Here is a 21691-nt window from a genome sequence, read left to right on the forward strand (position 1 = left end):
AACGCAGTTTAGAGGAAGAGTCCGGGGCCCGGGCGACTTCCTTCGGGGAATCTGACGCCCACTTTGCCGATCTTGTTCCCGTCCATGACCGCGACTGTCCAGTGGGTGTTGTTCCACTCCACCTGGTCGCCGACGATGGGGGCGCCACCGACTTTATGAGCAATGAAGGCGCCCAGGGTCATGTCTGGATCGATGCCCTCGGCCGGTAAGCCATACAGCGCTGCAACCGCTTTAAGCTGGGCGTCTCCTTCGAGGACGAAGTCGCCGAAGAAACGCAGATCGAGGCCGCGTTGCGGTGCCTGGCTGAACAGTTTTCCGAGCGCGCCCAGGTTGTGCTCATGGCCGATAACACACAGCAAATCATCGACTTCCAGCACCGTACTACCCGACGGATGGAGCAGTTGCTGGCCACGAAACAGCGCGGCAATACGCGTGCCCTCCGGCATTTTCAGTTCACGCAGGGGCGAACCGATGCACCATTTCTCCGCACCGAGCTTGTAAACGAACAGCTCCCACTCGCTGGTGACGTGCACTTCGAGCGCCGCCCGGGAAATCGGCGCCGGCTCTGGCGGGACCGTCACTTTCAGCAGCTTGGCGACCCACGGCAGGCTGGTGCCTTGCAACAGCAGCGATACCAGCACGATGAAGAACGCGAGATTGAAGTAGAGCTGCGCATTCGGCAGCCCGGCCATCAGCGGAAACACCGCCAGAATGATCGGTACTGCGCCGCGCAGGCCGACCCAGGAAATAAAGGCTTTCTCGCGACCATGGAAGGCCTTGAACGGCAGAAGGCCGACGAGTACCGACAGCGGCCGCGCAAACAGAATCATCCACAGGGCCAGCCCCAGAGCGGGCAGGGCGATCGGCAGCAAGTCATGAGGCGTCACCAGCAGCCCCAGAACGAGGAACATGCCGATCTGCGCCAGCCACGCCATGCCGTCGAGCATGTGCAGAATACCGTGACGACTGCGCACCGGGCGGTTGCCGATCACCAGACCGCACAGGTACACCGCGAGGAAGCCGCTGCCGTGCAAGGCGTTGGTCAGGGCGAACACCACCAGACCGCCGGCGATGACCAGAATTGGGTACAGGCCAGCGGCCAGATGGATGCGGTTGACCAGTTGCAACATCAACCAACCGCCACCGAGGCCAATCACGCCACCGATGCCGAACTCGCGGATCAAGTGGGTCAACAGGCTCCAGTGCAGGCCGGTCTGGCCACTGGCGAGCATGTCGATCAGGGTTACGGTGAGAAACACCGCCATCGGGTCGTTGCTGCCCGATTCGATTTCCAGGCTGGCGGTGACCCGTTCGTTCAGGCCCTTGCCGCCGAGCAGCGAGAACACTGCTGCGGCGTCGGTCGAGCCGACGATGGCGCCAATCAGCAGGCCCTGAATCAGGTTCAAGTCGAATAGCCATGCCGCTGCCATGCCGGTCAGCCCGGTGGTGATCAACACCCCGACCGTCGCCAGCGACAGCGCCGGCCACAACGCCACGCGGAAACTCGACACCCGTGTGCGCAAGCCGCCATCGAGGAGGATCACCGCCAGTGCAAGGTTGCCGACCAGATAGGCCGTCGGGTAGTTATCGAAAATGATCCCGCCGCCATCGACCCCGGCGGCCATGCCGACGGCGAGAATGATGACCAGAATCGGAATGCCGAGGCGGGAAGAAAGAGAACTGACAAGAATGCTTGCGCCTACCAGCAACGCGCCGATCAAGAACAGGCTGTTGATGGTCGTCGCATTCAAAGGCAGTACTCCAGAAGCATAAAGACGGGCACAAACTGACCATGCAGTCTGCGTGCCAGCGATTCTAACCTGTTGAAATGTGATGCTGTCAAAAAGCTTTTTCAGCGGGGTATCAGGTTTTGTGTCCGGCGGGCGATTGCTGCCCTCACCCTAGGCCTCTCCCGGGGGGAGAGGGCTGGGGTGAGGGGTTTTTGACCTTGATCTCAAAATTTACAGGCTGAATCGCCCAACCATGTTGTTCAGGTCCAGCGCCAGGCGCGACAGCTCATTGCTCGCCGCACTGGTCTGATTCGCCCCGGTCGCCGATTGCACCGACAGGTCACGGATGTTCACCAGGTTGCGATCCACTTCCCGCGCCACCTGCGCCTGTTCTTCGGCGGCGCTGGCGATCACCAGGTTGCGCTCGTTGATCTCGACGATCGCGATGTTGATGGTGTCCAGCGACATGCCGGCGCCACGGGCGATGTTGAGGGTCGATTCGGCGCGCTCGGTGCTGTTGCGCATCGAATCCACCGCGTGTTCGGTGCCGCTCTGAATGCTGCCGATCATCCGTTCGATTTCGCTGGTCGACTGCTGGGTACGATGGGCCAGGGCGCGAACTTCGTCGGCCACCACGGCAAAACCACGACCGGCTTCACCAGCGCGTGCCGCCTCGATGGCCGCGTTCAGCGCCAGCAGGTTGGTCTGATCCGCCAGACCACGAATCACGTCCAGCACCTTGCCGATGTCACGGGACTCGTTGGCCAGATCTCCGATCAACGACGCCGTGCTCTGTACATCGGCACTCATGCGTTCGATGGCGCTGACCGTTTCCTGAACCAGATCACGACCGTCGCCAGCCGAGGTGGTGGCGCTCTTCGAGGCTTGCGAAGTGCTCACCGCGTTGCGTGCGACTTCTTCGACGGCGCTGGTCATTTCGTTGACCGCTGTGGCCGCTTGTTCGATTTCGTTGTTCTGCTGGGTAAGGCCACGGGCGCTTTCGTCGGTAACGCTGTTCAACTCTTCAGCGGCGGAGGCCAGTTGCGTGGCCGAACCGGAAATGCGCTGAAGGGTGTCACGCAGCTTCGACTGCATCTTCGCCATGGCCGCCAGCAAGCGTCCGGCTTCGTCCGAACCGTCGACATGAATCGGCTGGGTCAGGTTGCCTTCAGCGATGGTTTGCGCAGCGTCCAGTGCTTTGGAAATCGGCTTGGTAATGCTGCCCGTCAACAACCAGGCGAACAGCACGGTCAGCCCGGTGGCGATGATCAACAAGGTCACGACCAGATTGAAGGACATCGAATACTGATCAATGGCGTCTTGATTGGTCTCGGCGATTTGTTGAGTGTTGATCTCCAGCAAACGCGCGAGGGCGGTGTTCACCGCTTCGGAGTTGGCGAGTAAATCGCTATTGAGCATCTGCCGCAGTTCGTCGATCTGATTGTTGCGCGACAACGTTTTCATACGGTCTTCGAGCTGACGATACTGCCCCAGCAACTGCACGTACTGGTCGTAGGCTGCACGCTCCTGCGGGCCATCGATCAGTGGCTCGTAGACGCGTTGGGCGTCGGCGATCTGCCGGTTGCGCAGATCGAACAGTTCGATGGTTTTCTGCTGTACGTCTGCTTCGCGGTTGATCAGCAGGCGATAGGACAGCACCCGCAGACGCAACGTCAACTGGGTGAACTCATCCAGCGCCTTGATCGAAGGCACGCTGGCGGTGGCGATGTCTTCGCCGGCCGCACGGATTTTGCTCATCTGGTTCAGAGCGAAGACGCCGAGGATCAACATCAGGCCGCCGATCAGGGCGAAACCGGTGAACGCCCGAGGGGCGATATTCATATTGCGAAGGGACATGGGCGGATACCGAAAAGGGCCGCGTCCATGCGGGCTGAGACTGCTAATGGATGACTTATCGGTCAGGGGAATGAACTCTTGAGTTCATGTGCGTATTTGTCGCACCGGGCGCTGAGCGACGAAGTGCAGGAACAAGATCGACAAATCACAGTCTTTAAAACTCGCAAGAACGGTCCGCCGCCAGGAAAATCAAGGCTTTGCGCCGGTATAACCCTGGCATCCAAGGCGACTTTTCTTTATCTTACGCGCCCTTTGAAAAACGCTTGGAAGATCAAAATGTTGGAAGCATCCCTCAGCCAATTGGAACAGCTCGTCAGCGACCTGGTGCAACAGAACCAGACCCTCGCGCAAACCAACCAGAATCTGTCCACGGAACTGGCTCAGGCCAAGGATGAAAACGAAAGCCTGCAACTGAACCTGATGGAACAGGAAGAGAAGCACGGCGCCACCGCCGCACGCATTCAGGCTCTGGTTGATCGCGTCAATGCAGGTCCTGTCAGCGCATGAACCACGGCACAGCAGGGGTAAAAGTCATCTCCATTCTCGGGGAGGACTATTCGATCAAGGCACCGGCCGGGGAAGAACAGACCCTGCTGGACGCGGCACTGATGCTCAAGGCTGCTTTGGCCGACACCAAACGCAAATACCCGACATTGATCGGTGACCGCTTGCTGGTGCTCGCGGCCATGAATCTATGCTCGCAGCAGATCGAAATGAAGAAGCTGCATCAGGAAGAACTCGACCGTTACCAAGAGCAGGTCAGCGCCACGGTTGAAACCATCGCCAAGACCATCCATCAGGGTTGAAGGTCACACCGGGCGCGATTTACCGCTTTGAAACTCATTCGGCTTGTTGATGCGCTGCATTGAAAGGGTGGGCGTGTACGAGCCGTCGAGCTGATTGAAGGTTTTGCCGGTGATTTCATAACTGGCACCTTCATAAAGAAGGATGTTGCCTGTTCGAATCAGGTTAAGGCATTCATCATAGGTAATGTGATCGCCCGGACCCACTATTTGGCGGTTGAACAGAATATCGATCAGGTAGGCGTCGCCGCTGGCTACGAACTTCTTGTCTTCCACGACACCTGTCATGGACTCGTGGACCAATGTGTCGCCGACCTGGACGTACTTCAACATTTCATTGAAGCTGATATCGGTCCTTGAATTACGAGTGTGTTCAGCGTCCATTTCAAAGTCTCCAATCTGGTTGCAGGAGTTGAAGACATTACGCTTTCAGTGGCCGGGCGTAACCTGTCAAACCTGACAGGTGGCTTCTGGTTGATTGCGACCATTTGATCTGTCTATTGAAGTCAGTTTTCCATTCAAATTGTATACAGATGGCGCGACTGTTGCATTGATCCGACCTCTTATTCTTTGGGGGTGCTCCATGCAATTGTGGCGACGCAGTATTCAATGGCAGCTGATTCTCAGCATGGGCACCGCCCTGCTGGTCAGCATCCTGATCGTGGTTGGCATTTATACCTTGGTGGTCAACCGCCTCGCCCAGAGTTATCTGGTCGAGCAAGCGCTGCCGTCGAGCATTGAAGCGACGCGCAACGATATAGAACGGATCCTCGTGCAACCGCTGACGGCGGCCAAGGATATTGCCAGCAACACCATGGTTCGCGATTGGCTGGCGTCTGGCGAAGACAGCAGCAAAACGGCTGGCTTCGCGCAATATCTGGAAGGCATCCGCGCCGAACACAAAGCCTTCACCGCGCTGATCATCGGCACCGAATCCAATCACTACATCACCGAAAAAGGCCTGGACCGCACCCTCAGTCGTGCCAAACCGTCCGATGCCTGGTTCTATTCCTTCCTCGACAGTAATCAGCCGCGCACCCTGAACATCGACAATGACGGAGCCACTGGCGAACTGGCGCTGTTTATCGATTTGAAGGTCGAGCAGGCTGGCAAAGTGGTGGGTGTTGCCGGGCTTGGGCTGAGCATGAAAGAGCTGTCGGAGCTGATCCACAACTTCAGTTTCGGTGAGCGCGGCAAGGTCTATCTCGTGCGTTCCGATGGTTTGATCCAGGTGCATCCGGAGGCGCAATTCAGCGGCAAGCGCACGCTCACGGAGCAGATTGGTGCCTCGGCCGCCCAAACCGTGATGGGGCAAAAAAGTGCCGTCAGCAGCAGCTTCCAAAGAGACGGCGAAGACTTTCTGGCCTTCAGCCTGCCTTTACGCGATTTAGGCTGGACGCTGGTGGCCGAAGTGCCGCAATCGCAGATCTATGCTGAAGCACGCAAAGCAATGTGGATGAGCGGCGGTATCGGTCTGGTGGTGGCGCTGGTGTGTCTCGCCCTGGTGGTCTGGCTGGCCCAAGGGCTGGTGCGACCGATTCGGCAAGTAACAGCCGCGCTGGTAGCAATCGGTAGCGGTGGTGGAGATTTGACTCACCGGTTAGATTCCAGCCGCGCCGATGAACTGGGCGACCTTGCTCGCGGCTTCAACCGTTTCCTCGACAGCCAGCGCGGGATGATCGGCGAAGTGCTGACCACCAGCGAGCGCCTGCGCACTGCCGTGGGGCAAGTGGCGAAAGTGGTGGAGAACACCGCCGAGCGTTCAGGCCGTCAGCAGGAAATGACCGACATGGTCGCCACTGCCGTTCACGAAATGGGCCTGACGGTGCAGGAAATCGCGCAGAACGCCGGCAACGCCGCGCTCGCTTCGCAAACTGCGCGGGATGAAGCGATGCAGGCGCGGGAAGTGGTTGGCGGCTCGATTCGGCATATTGAAAGCATGTCCGATGAAATTGGTGTGGCAGCCGGCGCGGTGAGTGAACTGGCGCATCAGGTCGCGTCGATTGATTCTGTGCTGGCGGTGATTCGCGGGGTCTCCGAGCAGACCAACCTGCTGGCGCTCAACGCGGCCATTGAAGCGGCGCGGGCCGGCGATATGGGCCGAGGTTTTGCCGTGGTCGCGGATGAGGTGCGCACGTTGGCGCGGCGCACTCAGGCTTCCACCGACGAAATCCAGCAGATGATCGGCAGCCTCAAGCAGGGCGCGGAAAATGCGGTGTCATCGATGCGCACCGGGCAAGCCGCAACCGGCACGGGCGTTGAGTCAAGCCAGCGTACCGGGGCGTCGTTGACGGCGATTACCGGGCAGGTCGAGCGCATCAGCGACATGAACCATCAGGTGGCGACGGCGACGGAAGAGCAGTCGGCGGTGACGGAAGAGATCAACCGCAACGTGCAGGGGATTTCTGATCTGGCGCGGGCAACGGCGGGGGAGGTTCGGGCCTGTCGCGAAGACTGCCAGATGCTGCAGAAACTGGCGGATGATCTGGCGCGGCAGATGGGTGGGTTCAGGTTGAGTTGAGTCGTCGTCAGGTCGGGCCCCTTCCCGAGCAAGCCCGCTCCCACAGGGTTCTGCGGTGTTCACACATTATGTGAATCCGCCGCAACACCTGTGGGAGCGGGCTTGCTCGCGAAGACGGCATCAGCCGCTACGCATAATCCGGATCAGAACCAGGCATCCTGCATCGCCAGGCACGTATCATCCCGCGCCTCCAGCAATGCCAGCTCATGGTGACAACCTGGCACTTCCCACGTCAGAAAATACCGCGCTGCCTGCAACTTGCCCTGATAGAAGTCAGCATCTGCCGCATTGCCCTTTGCCAACCCTTCCTCCGCACGAATCGCCTGTTCCAGCCAGCGCCAGCCAATCACCGTGTGCCCGAACACTTTCAGGTACAACGCCGAATTCGCCAGGCTGCTGTTGACCTTGCCTTGCCCCAGATCGGTCAGCAAACCAATGGTCACCGTTTGCAGGCGCGCCACCAGTTTCTCCAGCGGCTCACGCAGTGCGGTCAGCGATTCATGCGCGGTAGAGCGCTCGGCGGTGTTGGCGATCAAGCGGATCAGTTGCTTAAGCCCGGCGCCACCGTTCTGCGCCAGTTTGCGACCGAGCAAGTCCAGCGACTGAATGCCGTGGGTGCCTTCGTGGATCGGGTTCAAACGGTTGTCGCGGTAGTACTGTTCCACCGGATATTCGCGGGTATAACCGTGACCGCCAAGAATCTGGATCGCCAGTTCGTTGGCCTTCAGGCAGAACTCCGATGGCCAGGATTTGACGATAGGCGTGAGCAAATCCAGCAGCTCATGGGCCTGTTTGCGCTCAGCTTCGGTTTCCAGAGTGGTGGTGTCATCGAACAGTCGTGCCGCGTACAGCCCGAGGTCAAAGGCACCTTCGACGTAGGACTTTTGCGTCAGCAGCATGCGTCTGACGTCCGCGTGCTGAATGATCGCCACCGGCGCGGTGGTCGGATCCTTACTGTCCGGCACGCGACCCTGCGGGCGCTCGCGAGCATACTCCAGCGAGTACAGGTAACCGGCATAACCGAGCATCACTGCGCCCATGCCGACGCCGATACGGGCCTCGTTCATCATCTGGAACATATAGCTCAAACCGTGATGCGGCTTGCCCACCAGATAGCCGACGCATTCGCCGTTATCGCCGAAATTCAGCGCTGTAGAGGTCGTGCCGCGCCAGCCCATCTTGTGGAACAACCCGGCCAGCAGCACGTCATTGCGCTGACCGAGGCTGCCGTCATCGTTGACCAGAAACTTCGGCACGATGAACAGCGAAATGCCTTTCACCCCCGGCGGCGCGTCCGGCAGTTTGGCCAGCACCATGTGCACGATGTTTTCCGAGAGCGGGTGATCGCCACCGGAAATGAAGATCTTGTTGCCTTTGAGGCGATAAGTGCCGTCAGACGCAGGCTCGGCGCGTGTACGAATATCCGACAGTGACGAACCGGCATGCGGCTCGGTCAGGGCCATGGTGCCGAAGAAGCGCCCGTCGATCATCGGCTGCAGAAAGCGTTGCTTCTGTTCTTCGGTGCCGAAACTCTCGATGAGGTTCGCCGCGCCCATGGTCAGGAACGGATACGAAGTCGAGGCGGCGTTGGCCGACTGGAAATGCGCGAAGCACGCTTGCGACAGCAACGTAGGAAGTTGCATGCCGCCAGCGTCGAAACTTCTCGCGGCGTTGAGGAAACCGGCTTCGAGGAAGGCATCCACTGCAGGTTTTACCTCGGGAATCAGAATCGCCTGACCGTCCTCGTAACGCGGTTCGTTTTCGTCCCCCTTGCGGTTATGCGGTGCGAAGTATTTCTCGGCGATGCTGCGCGCGGTGCCGATGGCGGCGTCGAAGGTTTCGCGGTTGTGCTCGGCAAAGCGCTCACGCCGGGTCAGGCCCTCGGCATCAAGGACTTCATACAGCTCGAAAGCCAGATTGCGGGAACTGAGCAGCGTCTCGGACATGGCGGCCTACCTGGAATTGGGGTTGGGCCGAGTCTAAGGCGGGGGAATGGAAGCTGGATAGGATGATTGATCGCGGTGATGTTAGAGCCGAGTAACTACTTAACAAACACCCCAAAACACTGTGGGAGCGAGCTTGCTCGCGAAGAGGTCGGCACATTCAACAGATGAGTTGACTGGCAAACCGCTTTCGCGAGCAAGCTCGCTCCCACAGGGATTGTTGCTATGCCGGGCATCTATGCAGGTGCCCGGTTTATCGGTATTAGCCGATGGTCATCAAACTTGCGTTACCACCCGCCGCAGCGGTGTTAACGCTCAACGCCCGCTCGATCACCAGGCGCTCCAGCGCAATGTTGGTTTCGCCCTGGGACAAGCCCTGAACCCCGACAATCGCGCCGGCACGCTTGGCAATCTGCTGGCAGACGCCGCGCAACTGGTCGGAGTGGCCGTGATGCAGAACCGCATCAAACACCACCTCATCCTTGTTCCAGTCAGAAACCAGCTTGATCCGCGCCTGAATCTCCTTCGGCAGGCGTGCGAACAATGGCTTGCTGATGTCGGACTCTGGCCACACTGCCGAACCACCTACGGCCAATACCGCAGCCAGTTGGGTCAACAGATCACCTTCGACGTCCGCCAGGCACAGCACATGCTCACGCGGCAGGATCGCGTAGCTGTTTTTCTCGCCGGTCGGACCCGCCAGCACGCGGGTGATACCGCTTTGCGACTGCGCAGCGTACTGCACGCACAGGGTGCTCAGGTCAGCGTACTTGTTGCTTTCAGCCCAGGTTTTCAGGGCGTTCAGCGGTTGGCTCATGGCATCGCGTAGTCGAACGTCCGGGGCGATAACGGCATCACCGCGAGCGAAGGATTGTTCGATGGCATCGGTAGGACGTGTCGACAGCAAACGGTACAGGTACAGCGGACCGCCGGCTTTCGGGCCAGTACCCGACAGGCCTTCGCCGCCGAATGGCTGCACGCCGACCACGGCACCGACGATGTTGCGGTTGACGTAGACGTTACCGGCATTGACGTTGTCGATCACCTTGGCGATGGTCTCGTCGATGCGGGTGTGCACGCCCAGGGTCAGGCCGTAACCGGAAGCGTTGATCTGGCCGATCAGTTGGTCGATCTCTTTGCGCTTGTAGCGCACCACGTGCAGCACCGGGCCGAAGATCTCGCGCTGCAGTTCGTCGAAGCTTTCCAGCTCGATCAGGGTCGGCATGACGAAGGTGCCGCGTTTGACTTCTTCAGTGTCCGCGATAGCCACTTGGTACACGGTGCGACCTTTATCGCGCATGCCCTGGATGTGCTTGTCGATGCCAGCCTTTGCTTCGGCGTCGATCACCGGGCCGATGTCAACGGACAGGCGCTCAGGGTTGCCGAGACGGCTTTCCGCCATGGCACCTTTGAGCATTTCGATGACGCGATCAGCGGAATCTTCCTGCAGGCACAGTACGCGCAGCGCCGAGCAACGCTGACCGGCGCTGTCGAACGCCGACGAAACCACGTCGATCACCACTTGTTCGGTCAGTGCCGAGGAGTCGACGATCATTGCGTTCTGGCCACCGGTTTCGGCGATCAGCGGAATCGGACGGCCCTGGCTGTCGAGACGGCCAGCGATATTGCGTTGCAGCAGACGCGCGACTTCGGTGGAACCGGTAAACATCACGCCTTTGACGCGTTCATCACCCACCAGGCCCGCGCCGACGGTTTCACCGCGACCCGGCAGCAGTTGCAGCACGCCTTCCGGAATGCCGGCTTCAAGCATCAGGCGCACAGCCTGAGCCGCGACCAGTGGCGTTTGCTCAGCCGGTTTGGCCAGAACCGGATTACCGGCAGCCAATGCCGCAGCCACTTGACCGCTGAAGATCGCCAGCGGGAAGTTCCACGGGCTGATGCACACCACCGGACCCAGCGGGCGGTGGGCGTCGTTGCTGAAATCGTTGCGCGCCTGCACCGCGTAGTAACGCAGGAAGTCGACCGCTTCGCGGACTTCGGCGATGGCGTTGGCGTAGGTCTTGCCCGCTTCACGCGCCAGCAGGCCCATCAGCGGCTGGATCTCGCCTTCCATCAAGTCGGCGGCACGTTCAAGAATCGCCGCACGTTCGGCTGGCGGGGTGGCCTGCCAGATCGGCGCGGCGTTCAATGCGCATTGAATCGCGTTGTCGACGTCTTCGACGGTGGCTTCTTGCACATGACCGACCACATCACGATGATCCGACGGGTTCAGCACCGCTGTCGGCGTTTCGTTGCTGGAAGCGCAACCGAGCATCGGCGCGGCTTTCCAGTCGTTGTGCGCAGTGGCGAGCAAGGCGCAGGACAGCGAAGCCAGACGATGTTCGTTGGCCATGTCGATGCCGCTGGAGTTGGCGCGCTCGGAACCGTACAGATCACGCGGCAACGGAATACGCGGGTGTGGCAGGCCGAAACCACCTTCCACGGTCGCCATTTGCTCGATCTGGGCAACCGGATCGGCTACCAGCTCCTGAATCGAAATCGATTGGTCGGCGATGCGGTTGACGAACGAAGTGTTCGCGCCGTTTTCCAGCAAGCGACGCACCAGATACGCCAGCAGGGTTTCGTGGGTGCCGACCGGAGCGTACACGCGGCACGGACGGTTCAGCTTGCCTTCGGCAACTTTGCCGACAACCTGCTCGTAGAGCGGTTCGCCCATGCCATGCAGGCACTGGAATTCGTACTGGCCCGGGTAATAGTTCTGACCGGCGATGTGGTAAATGGCCGACAGGGTGTGAGCGTTGTGCGTGGCGAACTGCGGGTAGATGACTTCCGGCACCGACAGCAGTTTGCGTGCACAAGCGATGTAGGAAACGTCGGTGTACACCTTGCGGGTGTAGACCGGGTAGCCTTCCAGGCCTTCGACCTGGGCACGCTTGATTTCGCTGTCCCAGTACGCGCCTTTCACCAGACGGATCATCAGGCGATGACGGCTGCGACGGGCGAGGTCGATCACATAGTCGATCACGTATGGGCAACGCTTCTGGTAAGCCTGGATAACGAAACCGATACCGTTCCAGCCAGTCAGTTGCGGCTCGAAGCACAGACGCTCCAGCAGATCCAGCGACAGTTCGAGACGGTCGGCTTCTTCAGCGTCGATGTTCAGGCCGATGTCGTATTGCTTGGCCAGCAAGGTCAGCGACAGCAGGCGCGGGTACAGCTCGTCCATCACGCGCTCGTACTGCGCGCGGCTGTAACGCGGGTGCAGTGCCGACAGCTTGATGGAAATGCCCGGGCCCTCGTAAATCCCGCGACCGTGGGACGCTTTGCCGATCGAGTGGATGGCTTGTTCGTAAGACGCCAGGTACTTCTGCGCATCGTGCTCGGTCAGCGCTGCTTCGCCGAGCATGTCGTAGGAGTAACGGAAACCCTTGGCTTCGAACTTGCTCGCGTTGGCGAGTGCTTCGGCGATGGTTTCGCCGGTAACGAACTGCTCGCCCATCAGGCGCATGGCCATGTCGACGCCCTTGCGGATCATCGGCTCGCCGCTCTTGCCGATGATGCGGCTCAAGGACGAGGTCAGGCCGGCTTCGTTGTGCGTGGAGACCAGTTTGCCGGTCAGCAGCAGGCCCCAAGTGGCCGCGTTGACGAACAGCGACGGACTGTTGCCCAGGTGCGGGTGCCAGTTGCCGGTGCTGATCTTGTCGCGGATCAGCGCATCGCGAGTGCCCTTGTCCGGGATACGCAGCAGCGCTTCGGCCAGGCACATCAGCGCCACGCCTTCCTGGGATGACAGGGAAAATTCCTGCAGCAGGCCCTGAACAATGCCTGCACGACCGCCAGCGCTTTTCTGGTTACGTAATTTTTCCGCGATGGTTGCGGCGAGTTTGTTGGTGGCTTCGGCCATCGGTGCCGGCAGGCGAGCCTGCTCGATCAGCATCGGCACCACTTCCGGCTCGGGGCGACGGTAAGCGGCGGTGATCGAGGCGCGCAGAACGGATTGCGGCAGGATGCTTTCAGCGAATTCGAGGAAGCACTGGTGGGCGTGATCGGTGTGGACTTCGCCCGCCTCATCGGCGTCCTTGGCAGTCAAACCGTTAAGCTCGGTCAGGGTTGCACCACCCTCGAGTTTTTCCAGGTAATTGAAAATTGCCTGCTTGATCAGCCAGTGCGGTGTGCGATCAATCGAGGTTGCGGCAGCCTTCAGGCGCTCGCGGGTCGGGTCATCGAGTTTGACCCCAAGGGTGGTGGTAGCCATATTTTTATCCTCATGGTTGCCACAGTTGCGTGGCATCAGCTGGCCGCAAGATTAGCCGTGCGCTGAACGAGGTGCAACCGGGTGCAACCCTTTTTTGTCGGAAAAACAGGCAGCTCGTCAGGAATTTTTTTCTGGTACGAAAGTGCTGCTCCTGCTTGGTGCTTTTGCTTCTAGCAAAGGGCCATGACTGCCACAAAAGGGAGCAAAAACAAGGCGGTCGTCGATAAATCCGACTAGGTGCAACTAATTCTCGCGAAACTGGTTGCACCTTATTTGATTTGTTGCATAGGATTCGCGCCCAAGGTGCAACCGGAAATGATCCGGCGCACCGGCTGATGGCTTTCCTGGGGAAACATCAGTCCTAAATGCGCGGTATTCCGGATCGTCTGCCAAACGTCGTCGTTTGCGTGCGGTTCACCACCGCCGCTACATAAAAACAAAGCCAGGGCGTAACTCAATGAGCGTAAGCAATCCAACCCTGATCACGTTCGTGATCTACATCGCAGCAATGGTGCTGATCGGCTTGATGGCCTATCGCTCCACCAACAACCTTTCTGACTATATTCTCGGTGGTCGCAGCCTCGGCAGCGTCGTTACCGCGTTGTCTGCCGGTGCGTCTGACATGAGTGGCTGGTTGTTGATGGGCCTGCCGGGCGCCATCTATATGTCCGGTCTGTCCGAAAGCTGGATCGCCATCGGTCTGGTCATCGGTGCCTACCTGAACTGGCTGTTCGTGGCCGGCCGTCTGCGCGTGCAGACCGAGCACAACGGTGACGCCCTGACTCTGCCGGACTATTTCGCCAGCCGTTTTGAAGACCAAAGCGGTCTGCTGCGAATCATCTCGGCGATTGTGATTCTGGTGTTCTTCACCATCTATTGCGCCTCCGGCATCGTGGCCGGTGCCCGTCTGTTCGAAAGCACCTTCGGCATGTCCTATGAGACGGCGCTGTGGGCCGGTGCTGCGGCGACGATTGCCTACACCTTTATCGGTGGTTTCCTGGCCGTGAGCTGGACCGACACCGTACAAGCCACGCTGATGATTTTCGCGCTGATCCTTACGCCGATCTTCGTCCTGCTGGCCACTGGCGGCGTCGACACCACATTCCTGGCCATCGAAGCACAAGATCCAAGCAACTTCGACATGCTTAAAGGCACCACCTTCATCGGCATCATCTCGCTGATGGGCTGGGGTCTGGGCTACTTCGGTCAGCCGCACATCCTCGCGCGTTTCATGGCGGCGGATTCGGTCAAATCGATTGCCAAGGCGCGTCGTATTTCCATGGCCTGGATGATCCTGTGCCTGGGCGGCACCGTCGCCGTTGGTTTCTTCGGCATTGCCTACTTCTCGGCACACCCGGAAGTGGCTGGCCCCGTGACCGAGAACCACGAACGCGTGTTCATCGAACTGGCCAAGATTCTCTTCAACCCTTGGATTGCCGGTGTCCTGCTGTCGGCCATTCTGGCTGCCGTAATGAGCACCCTGAGCTGCCAGTTGCTGGTGTGCTCGAGCGCCCTGACCGAAGACTTCTACAAAACCTTCCTGCGTAAATCCGCTTCCCAGGTTGAGTTGGTGTGGGTCGGTCGTGCCATGGTTCTGCTGGTTGCGCTGATTGCCATCGCGATGGCTGCCAACCCGGAGAACCGCGTATTGGGCCTGGTGTCCTACGCCTGGGCCGGTTTCGGTGCCGCGTTCGGTCCGGTTGTGCTGATCTCGGTGATCTGGAAAGACATGACCCGTAACGGCGCACTGGCCGGCATCATCGTCGGTGCAGTCACCGTGGTGGTCTGGAAGCATTTCGAACTGCTGGGTCTGTACGAAATCATCCCGGGCTTCATCTTCGCCAGCCTGGCTATCTACATCGTCAGCAAGATGGGCGAGCCGACCCGTGGCATGGTTGAGCGCTTCCAGGCAGCGGAAAAAGATTTCCATCTGAACAAGTAATGCGTTGAGCTTCGGCTCACACGAAAACGGCCCGTTTCCAACAAGGAGGCGGGCCGTTTTTTTGTGCCTGTGATTTCTCAAGCATTGTGGAGATCCAATGTGGAAGCGGGCTTGCTCGCGAAGGCGGTTTCTCATTCAGCAATGATTCAAGCTGACATGCCGCTTTCGCGAGCAAGCCCACACACACATTTGTTTCGTCGATGGGTTTGAGGGATTTGTCTGTAGTTGGATATGCCAATTTTCAGAGGTTTTTTCGACAATAGAAGTAGGGCAAATCTGATTTTCCCGTCGCCCACTCATCATCCCTTGCCCCTCATGCAGAATCGCCCGCCCTCAATCTGCAGAGAGACATCGGATGTTCGCGCCTGCCAATCAACCGCGTTTCACGTTGACCCTCGAAGGCGCCCGGCATGACCTCAAAGTCCTTGAGTTCACGGGCACGGAAGCCATCAGCCAACCGTTTCGTTTCGAGCTGGAACTGGTCAGTGAACGGCCCGATCTGGACCTCGAAAGCCTGCTGCACTGTCAGGCATTTCTGAGTTTTGATGCGGACGGTTCCGGTGTGCACGGTCAGGTTTATCAGGTCGGGCAGGGGGATTCCGGGAAACGGCTGACGCGCTATCACTTAAGTCTTGTCCCGCGTCTGACATACCTCGCGCACCGGATCAATCAGCGGATCTTTCAGCATCAAACGGTGCCGCAAATCGTCGCGCAGGTGCTCAAGGATCACGCGATCCTGCGTGATGCCTTCGAATTTCGCCTCGGCAGCGAATACCCGGCGCGCGAGTACTGTGTTCAATACGCCGAAAGCGATCTGGCGTTTATTCAGCGCCTGTGTGCCGAAGTCGGCATTCATTACCACTTTCAACACAGCCCGGAAGGCCATGTGCTGGTCTTCGGTGATGATCAGACCGTATTTCCCAGACTGGCGGCGCCAACGCTGTACCTGCCGGGCAGCGGCATGTCCGCTGGCGCCCCGGCCATCCAGCGCTTCAACGTCCGTGTCGAGACCCGCACCAGCGCCGTCACCCGGCGCGACTACAACTTCGAAAAACCACGACTGCAACTGGAAAGCCGCATCGACAGTGAACTGCGCCCGGTGCTGGAGGATTATCACTTTCCCGGTCAATTCAATAACCGCGAAAGCGGCAAACACCTGAGCCAACGAACCCTTGAGCGGCATGTCGCCGACTATCGTCAGGCCGAAGGCGTCAGCGACGAATCCGCACTGGTTTGCGGACATTTCCTGCAACTGTCCGAGCATCCGCGCCAGGATTGGAATGACCTTTGGCTGCTCACTGCCATCGAGCATCGGGGTCGTCAGCCACAAGTGCTGGAGGAATCGGTCACCAGCGATGGGGAGGCTTTCCAGGGTTACCGTAATACTTTTCGCGCCACGCCGTGGGACGTGTTCTTTCGCCCGGTGCTGGGGCCGGAAAAACCACGAATGCCCGGCTATCAACCTGCCGTCGTCACCGGACCGAAAGACACGGAAATCCATTGCGACGAGTACGGTCGGGTCAAGGTGCAACTGGCCTGGGATCGTGACGGCGAGTTGAATGAGCATTCCAGTTGCTGGCTGCGTGTCGCCACCGGTTGGGCCCATGATCAATACGGCAGCGTGTTGATTCCCAGGGTCGGGATGGAGGTGCTGGTCGGCTTCATTGACGCCGATGCCGATAAACCGTTGGTCGTCGGCTGCCTGCCCAACGCTGCGACACCGGTGCCGCTGAACCTTCCCGCCGACAAGACCCGCAGCATCTTCCGCAGTCAGAGCAGCCCCGGCGGTGGCGGCTACAACGAGTTGCGCATCGAAGATAAAAAAGGCGCCGAGGAAATCTACCTGCGCGCCCAGCGCAACTGGACGCAACATGTGTTGCACGATCAGCAGGTGCAGGTCGACAACCAGCGCAGCATTGTTGTCACCGGCACCGCGCGGCATGAACTGAAGGCTGATGAACAACGCATCACCCACGGTCAGCGCCAGACCGAAGTGAAGCAGGATGATCATCTGACGGTGACCGGCGATCAGCATATTCGCGTGAGCAGCCAGGCGCTTAACGCCAGTGCGCAAATCCACGTCAGCGCTGGCCAGCAAGTGGTCATCGATGGCGGCGCGAGTGCCACGATCCAGGCCGGCGGGCAGTGGATCAACATCGGTCCGGGCGGGATTTTCAGTAGCGTGCCGATTGTCGTCGGTGGCGCGCCGATGGCGGCGATGAGTGCGGCACCGGTTGTACCGGGGTTGTCGGAGAAACTGGCCGCTGCGCCGGCGGCCGTGCTCACCGCCGCCCAAATCATGAGTCTTAAAAGCGATGCGCCGTTCTGCGAAGAGTGTGAGCGCTGCAAGGACGGTGTGTGTGCAGCCTGATGTTCTCGCCCCCCATGTGTGGCTGGCGCAGGAACCGCTGAAACCGACAGAGCAACTGTTCGCGATTTTCAGTCATGCCTGCGACGCCAATCCTGCGCTGGGTTCGCCGAGCCCGATCTGGGCGGACACGATCTACGCCGAGTGGGATGCGGTGATGCCTTACGTGGGAATTGTCGCTGCCGACAGTGAGTTTCTTGATTGGGTGGCGGCCACCGAGTCGCGGGACTGGGGCTGGCTGGCGGTGTCTTCGGCAACGCTTGAAGAGGTGGTGGCGCACTTTCGCAGCCTGACGCAGGTGCTGATGCCGGATGGTAAAGCAGTGTTTTTCCGCTTTTGGGACGGGCGCTTTCTGTTGTCGATTCTGCAGGCTGATGAGGTAGAGGTGGCGCAGTTGTTCCCGGTGATCGCGCGCTGTTTGATCAATGGTCAGGCCTTGAACATCGGCGGCCGGTCGCAGGTTTCAGGACGGGTATTCCCATGGTGGCAGGTGCCGGAATCGGTGCTGGCACAGCAAGGTGACGAGGTTCGAACGACCAATGCGATGCAGTGGTTGAGCGAAGAAGCACCGGGTGTGTTGGAGGCGTTTCCCGAGGCGGTTTTACGCTGCAAGGTGAGGCGGTTTTTTCAGGACTCAATGTCGGAAGAATCGCCGCAATCGGCGTTGTTGGCGTTTTTGCTGGCAGAGGCAGAGTGAGTTTTCGGGGCGAAGGTCTCGGACAATTCCTTCGAGTTGCGGCGGTTTTCATGAACTGGTGGGCGGTGGGTTGCAGGGATAGTCTTTTCGTTGTCACTGCGGGAGCGGTGACAGGGTGTAGGAACCCTCTACCTATGGTGCATCAGCGCTGTTTTTGATTTGCGGCACGTAACTCGTGTGAGCAATGTCGTCAGCGGCGGCTGTGTGCGGGACACGCTTAGGCGTGGCCGAATTCCATGGGTCGGTTTCCTACTCCCGTGCACGGCTGCCACCCAATCCCGTAGGAAGGAATGCGGCAGTTCATTCTTACACTCTATGGAAGATAGAAATGACGACAATACGAACGGCTCCACCCTACGAAAAAATCATCCCCCATCCCGACAACCGCTTCATGGCCCTGACCGGCAATTGCAGCGACATGCCCACCCTGTTCGTCGATACCCACGTGCCCCTCGACATCCTCATGGACGCCGCCAACTACCGCATCCGCGCCGTGGCCCAGGTCCTGGAAAACATGTGCATGCGCGGCTCGGTCGAATGCGACTCCATCATCCTCAGCGACTTCGCCATGCTCTGCGCCATCCCGCTGCGCGACGGCTGTGATGTGCTCGATGTCATCGGCAGGCGCCTGAGCAGCCTGCCTTAACGCCGGTGTTGTGACAGATCCTTCCTGCCTCGGTATATGGAAGGATCACTAACCACCTGTGAGGATTTTAATTCTGTAGGTACTGATCCTGTGACTTGATAAAAGCATCGAACGCAGGAGAGTTGTAAATTTCGAGGCAAGAATAGAACACGATATTTTTGCCTGACTGTTTGCTGATTGAAGATGTCTTCGTGTATGTCTCTGTCACGAATTTTTCGGTTTCTAGGTAGGGGTCGTGGGTGACTTCCAGTGTGTCCTCATTCTGCAATATGGCGTGTTCACCTTTGCCCATTACTGAGTAAGCGCCAATCGCAAGTCCGAGGTCTGACTTGATGTCTGATGCACTCTTGAATTGATTCGATATGCAGTTAGCTAGGCCGTAATTCTTCAGTGACGTTCTCGCACTATTGAGATCTGCTTCACTGGAAATGGCGTTAGCGGACAGGCCAAGAATACCTATTGCGATAAGCAGCTGGAATTTCATCCTTTTAACTCCCAGAAATTGATTTTTTCCAGCTTTACGTCTGGCCTATCGTAAGTGTGACTGTCTGAGCGGTGGTAGTCACTGTTATCGCCGGTCGCGCTACCGTTCCACAAAGTCGCATGACCCGTCGCATCGCTCCAGCCATTGATCTCCATGATAATCACGCCTTTCTTACCATTGATGTAATTTGCCTCGCTCATTTTCAACTCACGATCCGGAGCACCCCAATTGTGTTTCAGGAAAGCTAGAAAATCTGCGACTTTCATGATGTAGGGGAGTTGATCAGCACCAGCAAGACGATAGATGGATTTGCTTGGAATGATCGTTCCTTTCGGTATTTTGTATCCACCATAGTTAAACCCTCTACTTATCCTCAGAGCGCATGCGTTTGCGTAAGCATCAGGTTTGTCTGCTCTGGCAGCTTCGACATTGCCTCCTACGAGCGCATACACATCAATCGAGCTTTTAAGACCAACTTCTGCGTAGGCTGTCCATAAGGTGCTGAATTTTGGCCGTTTTACGAGGATGTTGGAGGTAACTCCACCGGCACTGATATTGAGCTGAGCCATTAAATTTCTCCCTCCATGTCAAAGGCTTCAGCCTCGAAAGCGTTTGGAATTATCGCTATACCTTTCGGGCCCACGGTGCCAGACAGCGCTTTTTCGGTTGCACCGCTGATCGTCACGGTAACGGTCTCGCCGGGTGAATAGCCGGAAGTTTTCACATGAATATTCAAGTCGGTATAAAAGCGCGACACCGAGTCCACCGGCGTCTGGTTGGCTCCATATGAAAACGTTATGTGTTGAATACTTTTCGGTTTGGGGACCAGAGGAATGATGGGGGAGAAGCTTGCAGCGCTATGTTCGCCTCCACCAAAGACGGAGGATTGAGCAAAGAGAATAGTGTTGGATTTTGGCGGACAGCCGCACGCTACATAATCACCCTCGAGCGCAACCGGTCCCGCAGGCAGAGTGATAGTTCGCGGGCCTACCGCGACAATCGGGCCTTTACCCGGAGGGCATACGGGACAGCTGGCCATATGGCCGAGAGATGAAGTGCTCACCGCGTAATCAATGTTGATTCCGATGTTTCCTTCCAGAACCGCGCCCCCGGTTGATGTAGGGGCGCCGATACCGATCATCTTTCTTCCCATGTAAATTTCCCTCTTTACAGGTTTTAAGTGATACGGATATTCGCATTCCCTTCGCTTGTGCGACGACGGTTATCCTGCCGCAAGATGTTTCTTGATGTTGCTCGTGCGTTACGAGACATCGCCCTTAACCACCGTCTGCGCGCCGTGGCCCAGGTCCTGGAAAACATGTGCATGCGCGGCTCGGTCGAATGCGACTCCATCATCCTCAGCGACTTCGCCATGCTCTGCGCAATCCCCCTGCGCGATGGCTGTGATGTGCTCGATGTCATCGGCAAACGCCTGAGCAGCATGCCCGCCTGAAAAAGCAAAAGATCGCAGCCTGTGGCAGCTCCAAAATGGGTCACGCGCTGCCGATGGATGATCGTTTCCACGCTGAGCGAGGAAACGATCAGTGCGCAGGGAAGCCGCTCGGCTGCGAACCCCTGACTTGCCGCGCGGTAAAAGGTAAACTTTGCGCCCTTCGCAGGAGCAACCATGAATTATCGTCACGCCTTCCATGCCGGCAATCACGCCGATGTGTTCAAACACCTGACCTTGACCCGCCTCATCGCCCTGATGTCGCGCAAGGAGCAGCCGTTTGCCTATCTCGACACGCACGCCGGCATCGGTCTGTATGACTTGCAGGGCGATCAGGCCAATCGCACCGGCGAGTATCTGGAAGGCATCGCGCGTTTGTGGGATCAGCCGGACTTGCCGGCGCTGACTGCCGACTACATGAAGGTATTGCACGAGATGAACCCGGATGGCCAGTTGCGCTATTACCCGGGTTCGCCGGAGCTGGCGCGGCGTCTGACCCGGCCGCAGGATCGGGTGATGCTCAATGAAAAGCACCCCGAAGACGGCGTACTGCTCAAGGACAACATGGCCGGTGATCGTCGGGTCAAGGTTCACCTCGGCGAGGGCTGGCACGTTGCACGGGCGATGTTGCCGGTGCAGGAGAAGCGCGCGGTGATGTTGATTGATCCGCCGTTCGAACAGCTCGACGAGATGCAGCGTTGCGCAGCGTCGTTGAAAGAGGCGGTGGGCCGGATGCGGCAGACCGTGGCGGCAATCTGGTATCCGGTGAAGGATCAGCGTGCGTTGCGGCGTTTTTATCAGGACCTGGCCGGCACCGGCGCACCGAAGTTGTTGCGTGTGGAGCTGCTGGTGCATCCGCTGGATACGCCGAACAGCCTGAACGGCTCGGGCATGGCGATTGCCAATCCGCCGTGGGGGCTGGAAGAAGAATTGCGTGAGCTGCTGCCGTGGTTGTCGAAGAAGCTGGGACAGACCCAGGGCGGCTGGCAGATGGATTGGCTAATAGCGGAGTAAAGCTTCGAGCTACAAGCTAC

The 21691-nt window shown here is 58.7% G+C and carries 16 protein-coding genes and 2 pseudogenes; 9 read left to right on the forward strand and 9 right to left on the reverse strand.

Annotation, left to right across the window (positions count from 1 at the left end; genetic code table 11):
- Positions 1-8: 8 nt before the first annotated feature.
- The 3 genes and pseudogenes from AACY19_RS04700 to AACY19_RS27835 form a co-directional block, all read right to left on the reverse strand.
- On the reverse strand, positions 9-1751 hold the full coding sequence (locus AACY19_RS04700) for a potassium/proton antiporter (RefSeq protein ID WP_339448412.1): 1743 nt from the start codon (positions 1749-1751) through the stop codon (positions 9-11).
- 210 nt (positions 1752-1961) lie between these two features.
- A complete protein-coding gene (locus AACY19_RS27830; protein WP_445262291.1) occupies positions 1962-2834 on the reverse strand; it encodes a methyl-accepting chemotaxis protein in 873 nt (290 codons plus the stop codon).
- Positions 2835-2864: 30 nt separating this feature from the next.
- Positions 2865-3587: pseudogene (locus AACY19_RS27835) on the reverse strand (MCP four helix bundle domain-containing protein); the annotation flags it as partial.
- A 276-nt stretch (positions 3588-3863) separates the two neighbouring features.
- Here AACY19_RS27835 and AACY19_RS04710 point away from each other — a divergent pair.
- Positions 3864-4094, forward strand: a complete 231-nt coding sequence (locus AACY19_RS04710) for a hypothetical protein (protein ID WP_008077586.1) — start codon at positions 3864-3866, stop codon at positions 4092-4094.
- Positions 4091-4393 carry a cell division protein ZapA gene (locus AACY19_RS04715; RefSeq protein WP_339448416.1) on the forward strand — a complete coding sequence of 101 codons (303 nt, stop codon included), beginning with the start codon at positions 4091-4093 and terminating at the stop codon, positions 4391-4393. Before AACY19_RS04710 ends, AACY19_RS04715 begins: the two co-directional genes overlap by 4 nt.
- Before the next feature lie 3 nt (positions 4394-4396).
- Here the strand turns inward: AACY19_RS04715 and AACY19_RS04720 are convergent, their stop codons facing one another.
- Entirely contained in the window at positions 4397-4774 is a 378-nt protein-coding gene (locus AACY19_RS04720; protein WP_339448418.1) for a hypothetical protein, read from the reverse strand.
- 199 nt (positions 4775-4973) lie between these two features.
- Between AACY19_RS04720 and AACY19_RS04725 the strand changes: the two genes are divergently transcribed.
- Positions 4974-6911, forward strand: coding sequence for a methyl-accepting chemotaxis protein (locus AACY19_RS04725; RefSeq protein ID WP_339448420.1), 1938 nt, complete (start codon positions 4974-4976; stop codon positions 6909-6911).
- Between the two features lie 143 nt (positions 6912-7054).
- On the opposite strand, the gene AACY19_RS04730 is transcribed toward AACY19_RS04725, so the two are convergent.
- Positions 7055-8857, reverse strand: a complete 1803-nt coding sequence (locus AACY19_RS04730) for an acyl-CoA dehydrogenase (protein WP_339448422.1) — start codon at positions 8855-8857, stop codon at positions 7055-7057.
- Between the two features lie 259 nt (positions 8858-9116).
- Positions 9117-13070 carry a trifunctional transcriptional regulator/proline dehydrogenase/L-glutamate gamma-semialdehyde dehydrogenase gene (gene putA, locus AACY19_RS04735; RefSeq protein ID WP_339448424.1) on the reverse strand — a complete coding sequence of 1318 codons (3954 nt, stop codon included), beginning with the start codon at positions 13068-13070 and terminating at the stop codon, positions 9117-9119.
- A gap of 457 nt (positions 13071-13527) precedes the next feature.
- Here putA and putP point away from each other — a divergent pair, with 457 nt between their 5' ends.
- The 4 genes from putP to AACY19_RS04755 all read left to right on the forward strand — a co-directional run bounded on the left by putP (position 13528) and on the right by AACY19_RS04755 (position 18723).
- Positions 13528-15012 (forward strand): sodium/proline symporter PutP, encoded by a 1485-nt coding sequence (putP, locus tag AACY19_RS04740; protein ID WP_339448426.1) that lies wholly within the window; start codon positions 13528-13530, stop codon positions 15010-15012.
- Between the two features lie 355 nt (positions 15013-15367).
- Complete coding sequence (locus AACY19_RS04745) at positions 15368-17383, forward strand: type VI secretion system Vgr family protein (protein WP_339448428.1); 2016 nt, start codon at positions 15368-15370, stop codon at positions 17381-17383.
- Positions 17373-18077, forward strand: coding sequence for a DUF4123 domain-containing protein (locus tag AACY19_RS04750; protein WP_339448430.1), 705 nt, complete (start codon positions 17373-17375; stop codon positions 18075-18077). The genes AACY19_RS04745 and AACY19_RS04750 overlap by 11 nt, the downstream gene beginning before the upstream one ends.
- 328 nt (positions 18078-18405) lie before the next feature.
- On the forward strand, positions 18406-18723 hold the full coding sequence (locus AACY19_RS04755) for a hypothetical protein (protein ID WP_339448432.1): 318 nt from the start codon (positions 18406-18408) through the stop codon (positions 18721-18723).
- 67 nt (positions 18724-18790) lie between these two features.
- Here the strand turns inward: AACY19_RS04755 and AACY19_RS04760 are convergent, their stop codons facing one another.
- From AACY19_RS04760 to AACY19_RS04770, 3 genes are read right to left on the reverse strand one after another with little or no spacing between them, the layout of a single operon-like run.
- Positions 18791-19207, reverse strand: coding sequence for a hypothetical protein (locus AACY19_RS04760; protein ID WP_122593875.1), 417 nt, complete (start codon positions 19205-19207; stop codon positions 18791-18793).
- Complete coding sequence (locus AACY19_RS04765) at positions 19204-19776, reverse strand: type VI secretion system amidase effector protein Tae4 (protein WP_339448435.1); 573 nt, start codon at positions 19774-19776, stop codon at positions 19204-19206. The genes AACY19_RS04760 and AACY19_RS04765 overlap by 4 nt, the downstream gene beginning before the upstream one ends.
- Entirely contained in the window at positions 19776-20348 is a 573-nt protein-coding gene (locus tag AACY19_RS04770; protein WP_339448437.1) for a PAAR domain-containing protein, read from the reverse strand. The genes AACY19_RS04765 and AACY19_RS04770 overlap by 1 nt, the downstream gene beginning before the upstream one ends.
- Positions 20349-20480: 132 nt before the next feature.
- On the opposite strand from AACY19_RS04770, the pseudogene AACY19_RS04775 reads away from it, so the two are divergent.
- Both AACY19_RS04775 and AACY19_RS04780 read left to right on the forward strand, forming a co-directional pair.
- Positions 20481-20660: pseudogene (locus tag AACY19_RS04775) on the forward strand (hypothetical protein); the annotation flags it as partial.
- Between the two features lie 174 nt (positions 20661-20834).
- Positions 20835-21671: a 23S rRNA (adenine(2030)-N(6))-methyltransferase RlmJ gene (locus tag AACY19_RS04780; RefSeq protein ID WP_339448439.1), complete on the forward strand. Its 837-nt coding sequence runs from the start codon at positions 20835-20837 to the stop codon at positions 21669-21671.
- Positions 21672-21691: the final 20 nt, after the last annotated feature.

Source organism: Pseudomonas sp. EA_5y_Pfl2_R50 (assembly GCF_963970475.1).
Classification (GTDB): domain Bacteria; phylum Pseudomonadota; class Gammaproteobacteria; order Pseudomonadales; family Pseudomonadaceae; genus Aquipseudomonas.

Coding starts and splice junctions, on each gene's coding strand:
- AACY19_RS04720 (WP_339448418.1), bottom strand. CDS start 4,774: ATGGACGCTGAACACACTCGTAATTCAAGGACCGATATCAGCTTCAAT.
- AACY19_RS04725 (WP_339448420.1), top strand. CDS start 4,974: ATGCAATTGTGGCGACGCAGTATTCAATGGCAGCTGATTCTCAGCATG.
- putA (WP_339448424.1), bottom strand. CDS start 13,070: ATGGCTACCACCACCCTTGGGGTCAAACTCGATGACCCGACCCGCGAG.
- AACY19_RS27830 (WP_445262291.1), bottom strand. CDS start 2,834: ATGGCGAAGATGCAGTCGAAGCTGCGTGACACCCTTCAGCGCATTTCC.
- putP (WP_339448426.1), top strand. CDS start 13,528: ATGAGCGTAAGCAATCCAACCCTGATCACGTTCGTGATCTACATCGCA.
- AACY19_RS04770 (WP_339448437.1), bottom strand. CDS start 20,348: ATGATCGGTATCGGCGCCCCTACATCAACCGGGGGCGCGGTTCTGGAA.
- AACY19_RS04730 (WP_339448422.1), bottom strand. CDS start 8,857: ATGTCCGAGACGCTGCTCAGTTCCCGCAATCTGGCTTTCGAGCTGTAT.
- AACY19_RS04745 (WP_339448428.1), top strand. CDS start 15,368: ATGTTCGCGCCTGCCAATCAACCGCGTTTCACGTTGACCCTCGAAGGC.
- AACY19_RS04715 (WP_339448416.1), top strand. CDS start 4,091: ATGAACCACGGCACAGCAGGGGTAAAAGTCATCTCCATTCTCGGGGAG.
- AACY19_RS04755 (WP_339448432.1), top strand. CDS start 18,406: ATGACGACAATACGAACGGCTCCACCCTACGAAAAAATCATCCCCCAT.
- AACY19_RS04760 (WP_122593875.1), bottom strand. CDS start 19,207: ATGAAATTCCAGCTGCTTATCGCAATAGGTATTCTTGGCCTGTCCGCT.
- AACY19_RS04780 (WP_339448439.1), top strand. CDS start 20,835: ATGAATTATCGTCACGCCTTCCATGCCGGCAATCACGCCGATGTGTTC.
- AACY19_RS04765 (WP_339448435.1), bottom strand. CDS start 19,776: ATGGCTCAGCTCAATATCAGTGCCGGTGGAGTTACCTCCAACATCCTC.
- AACY19_RS04710 (WP_008077586.1), top strand. CDS start 3,864: ATGTTGGAAGCATCCCTCAGCCAATTGGAACAGCTCGTCAGCGACCTG.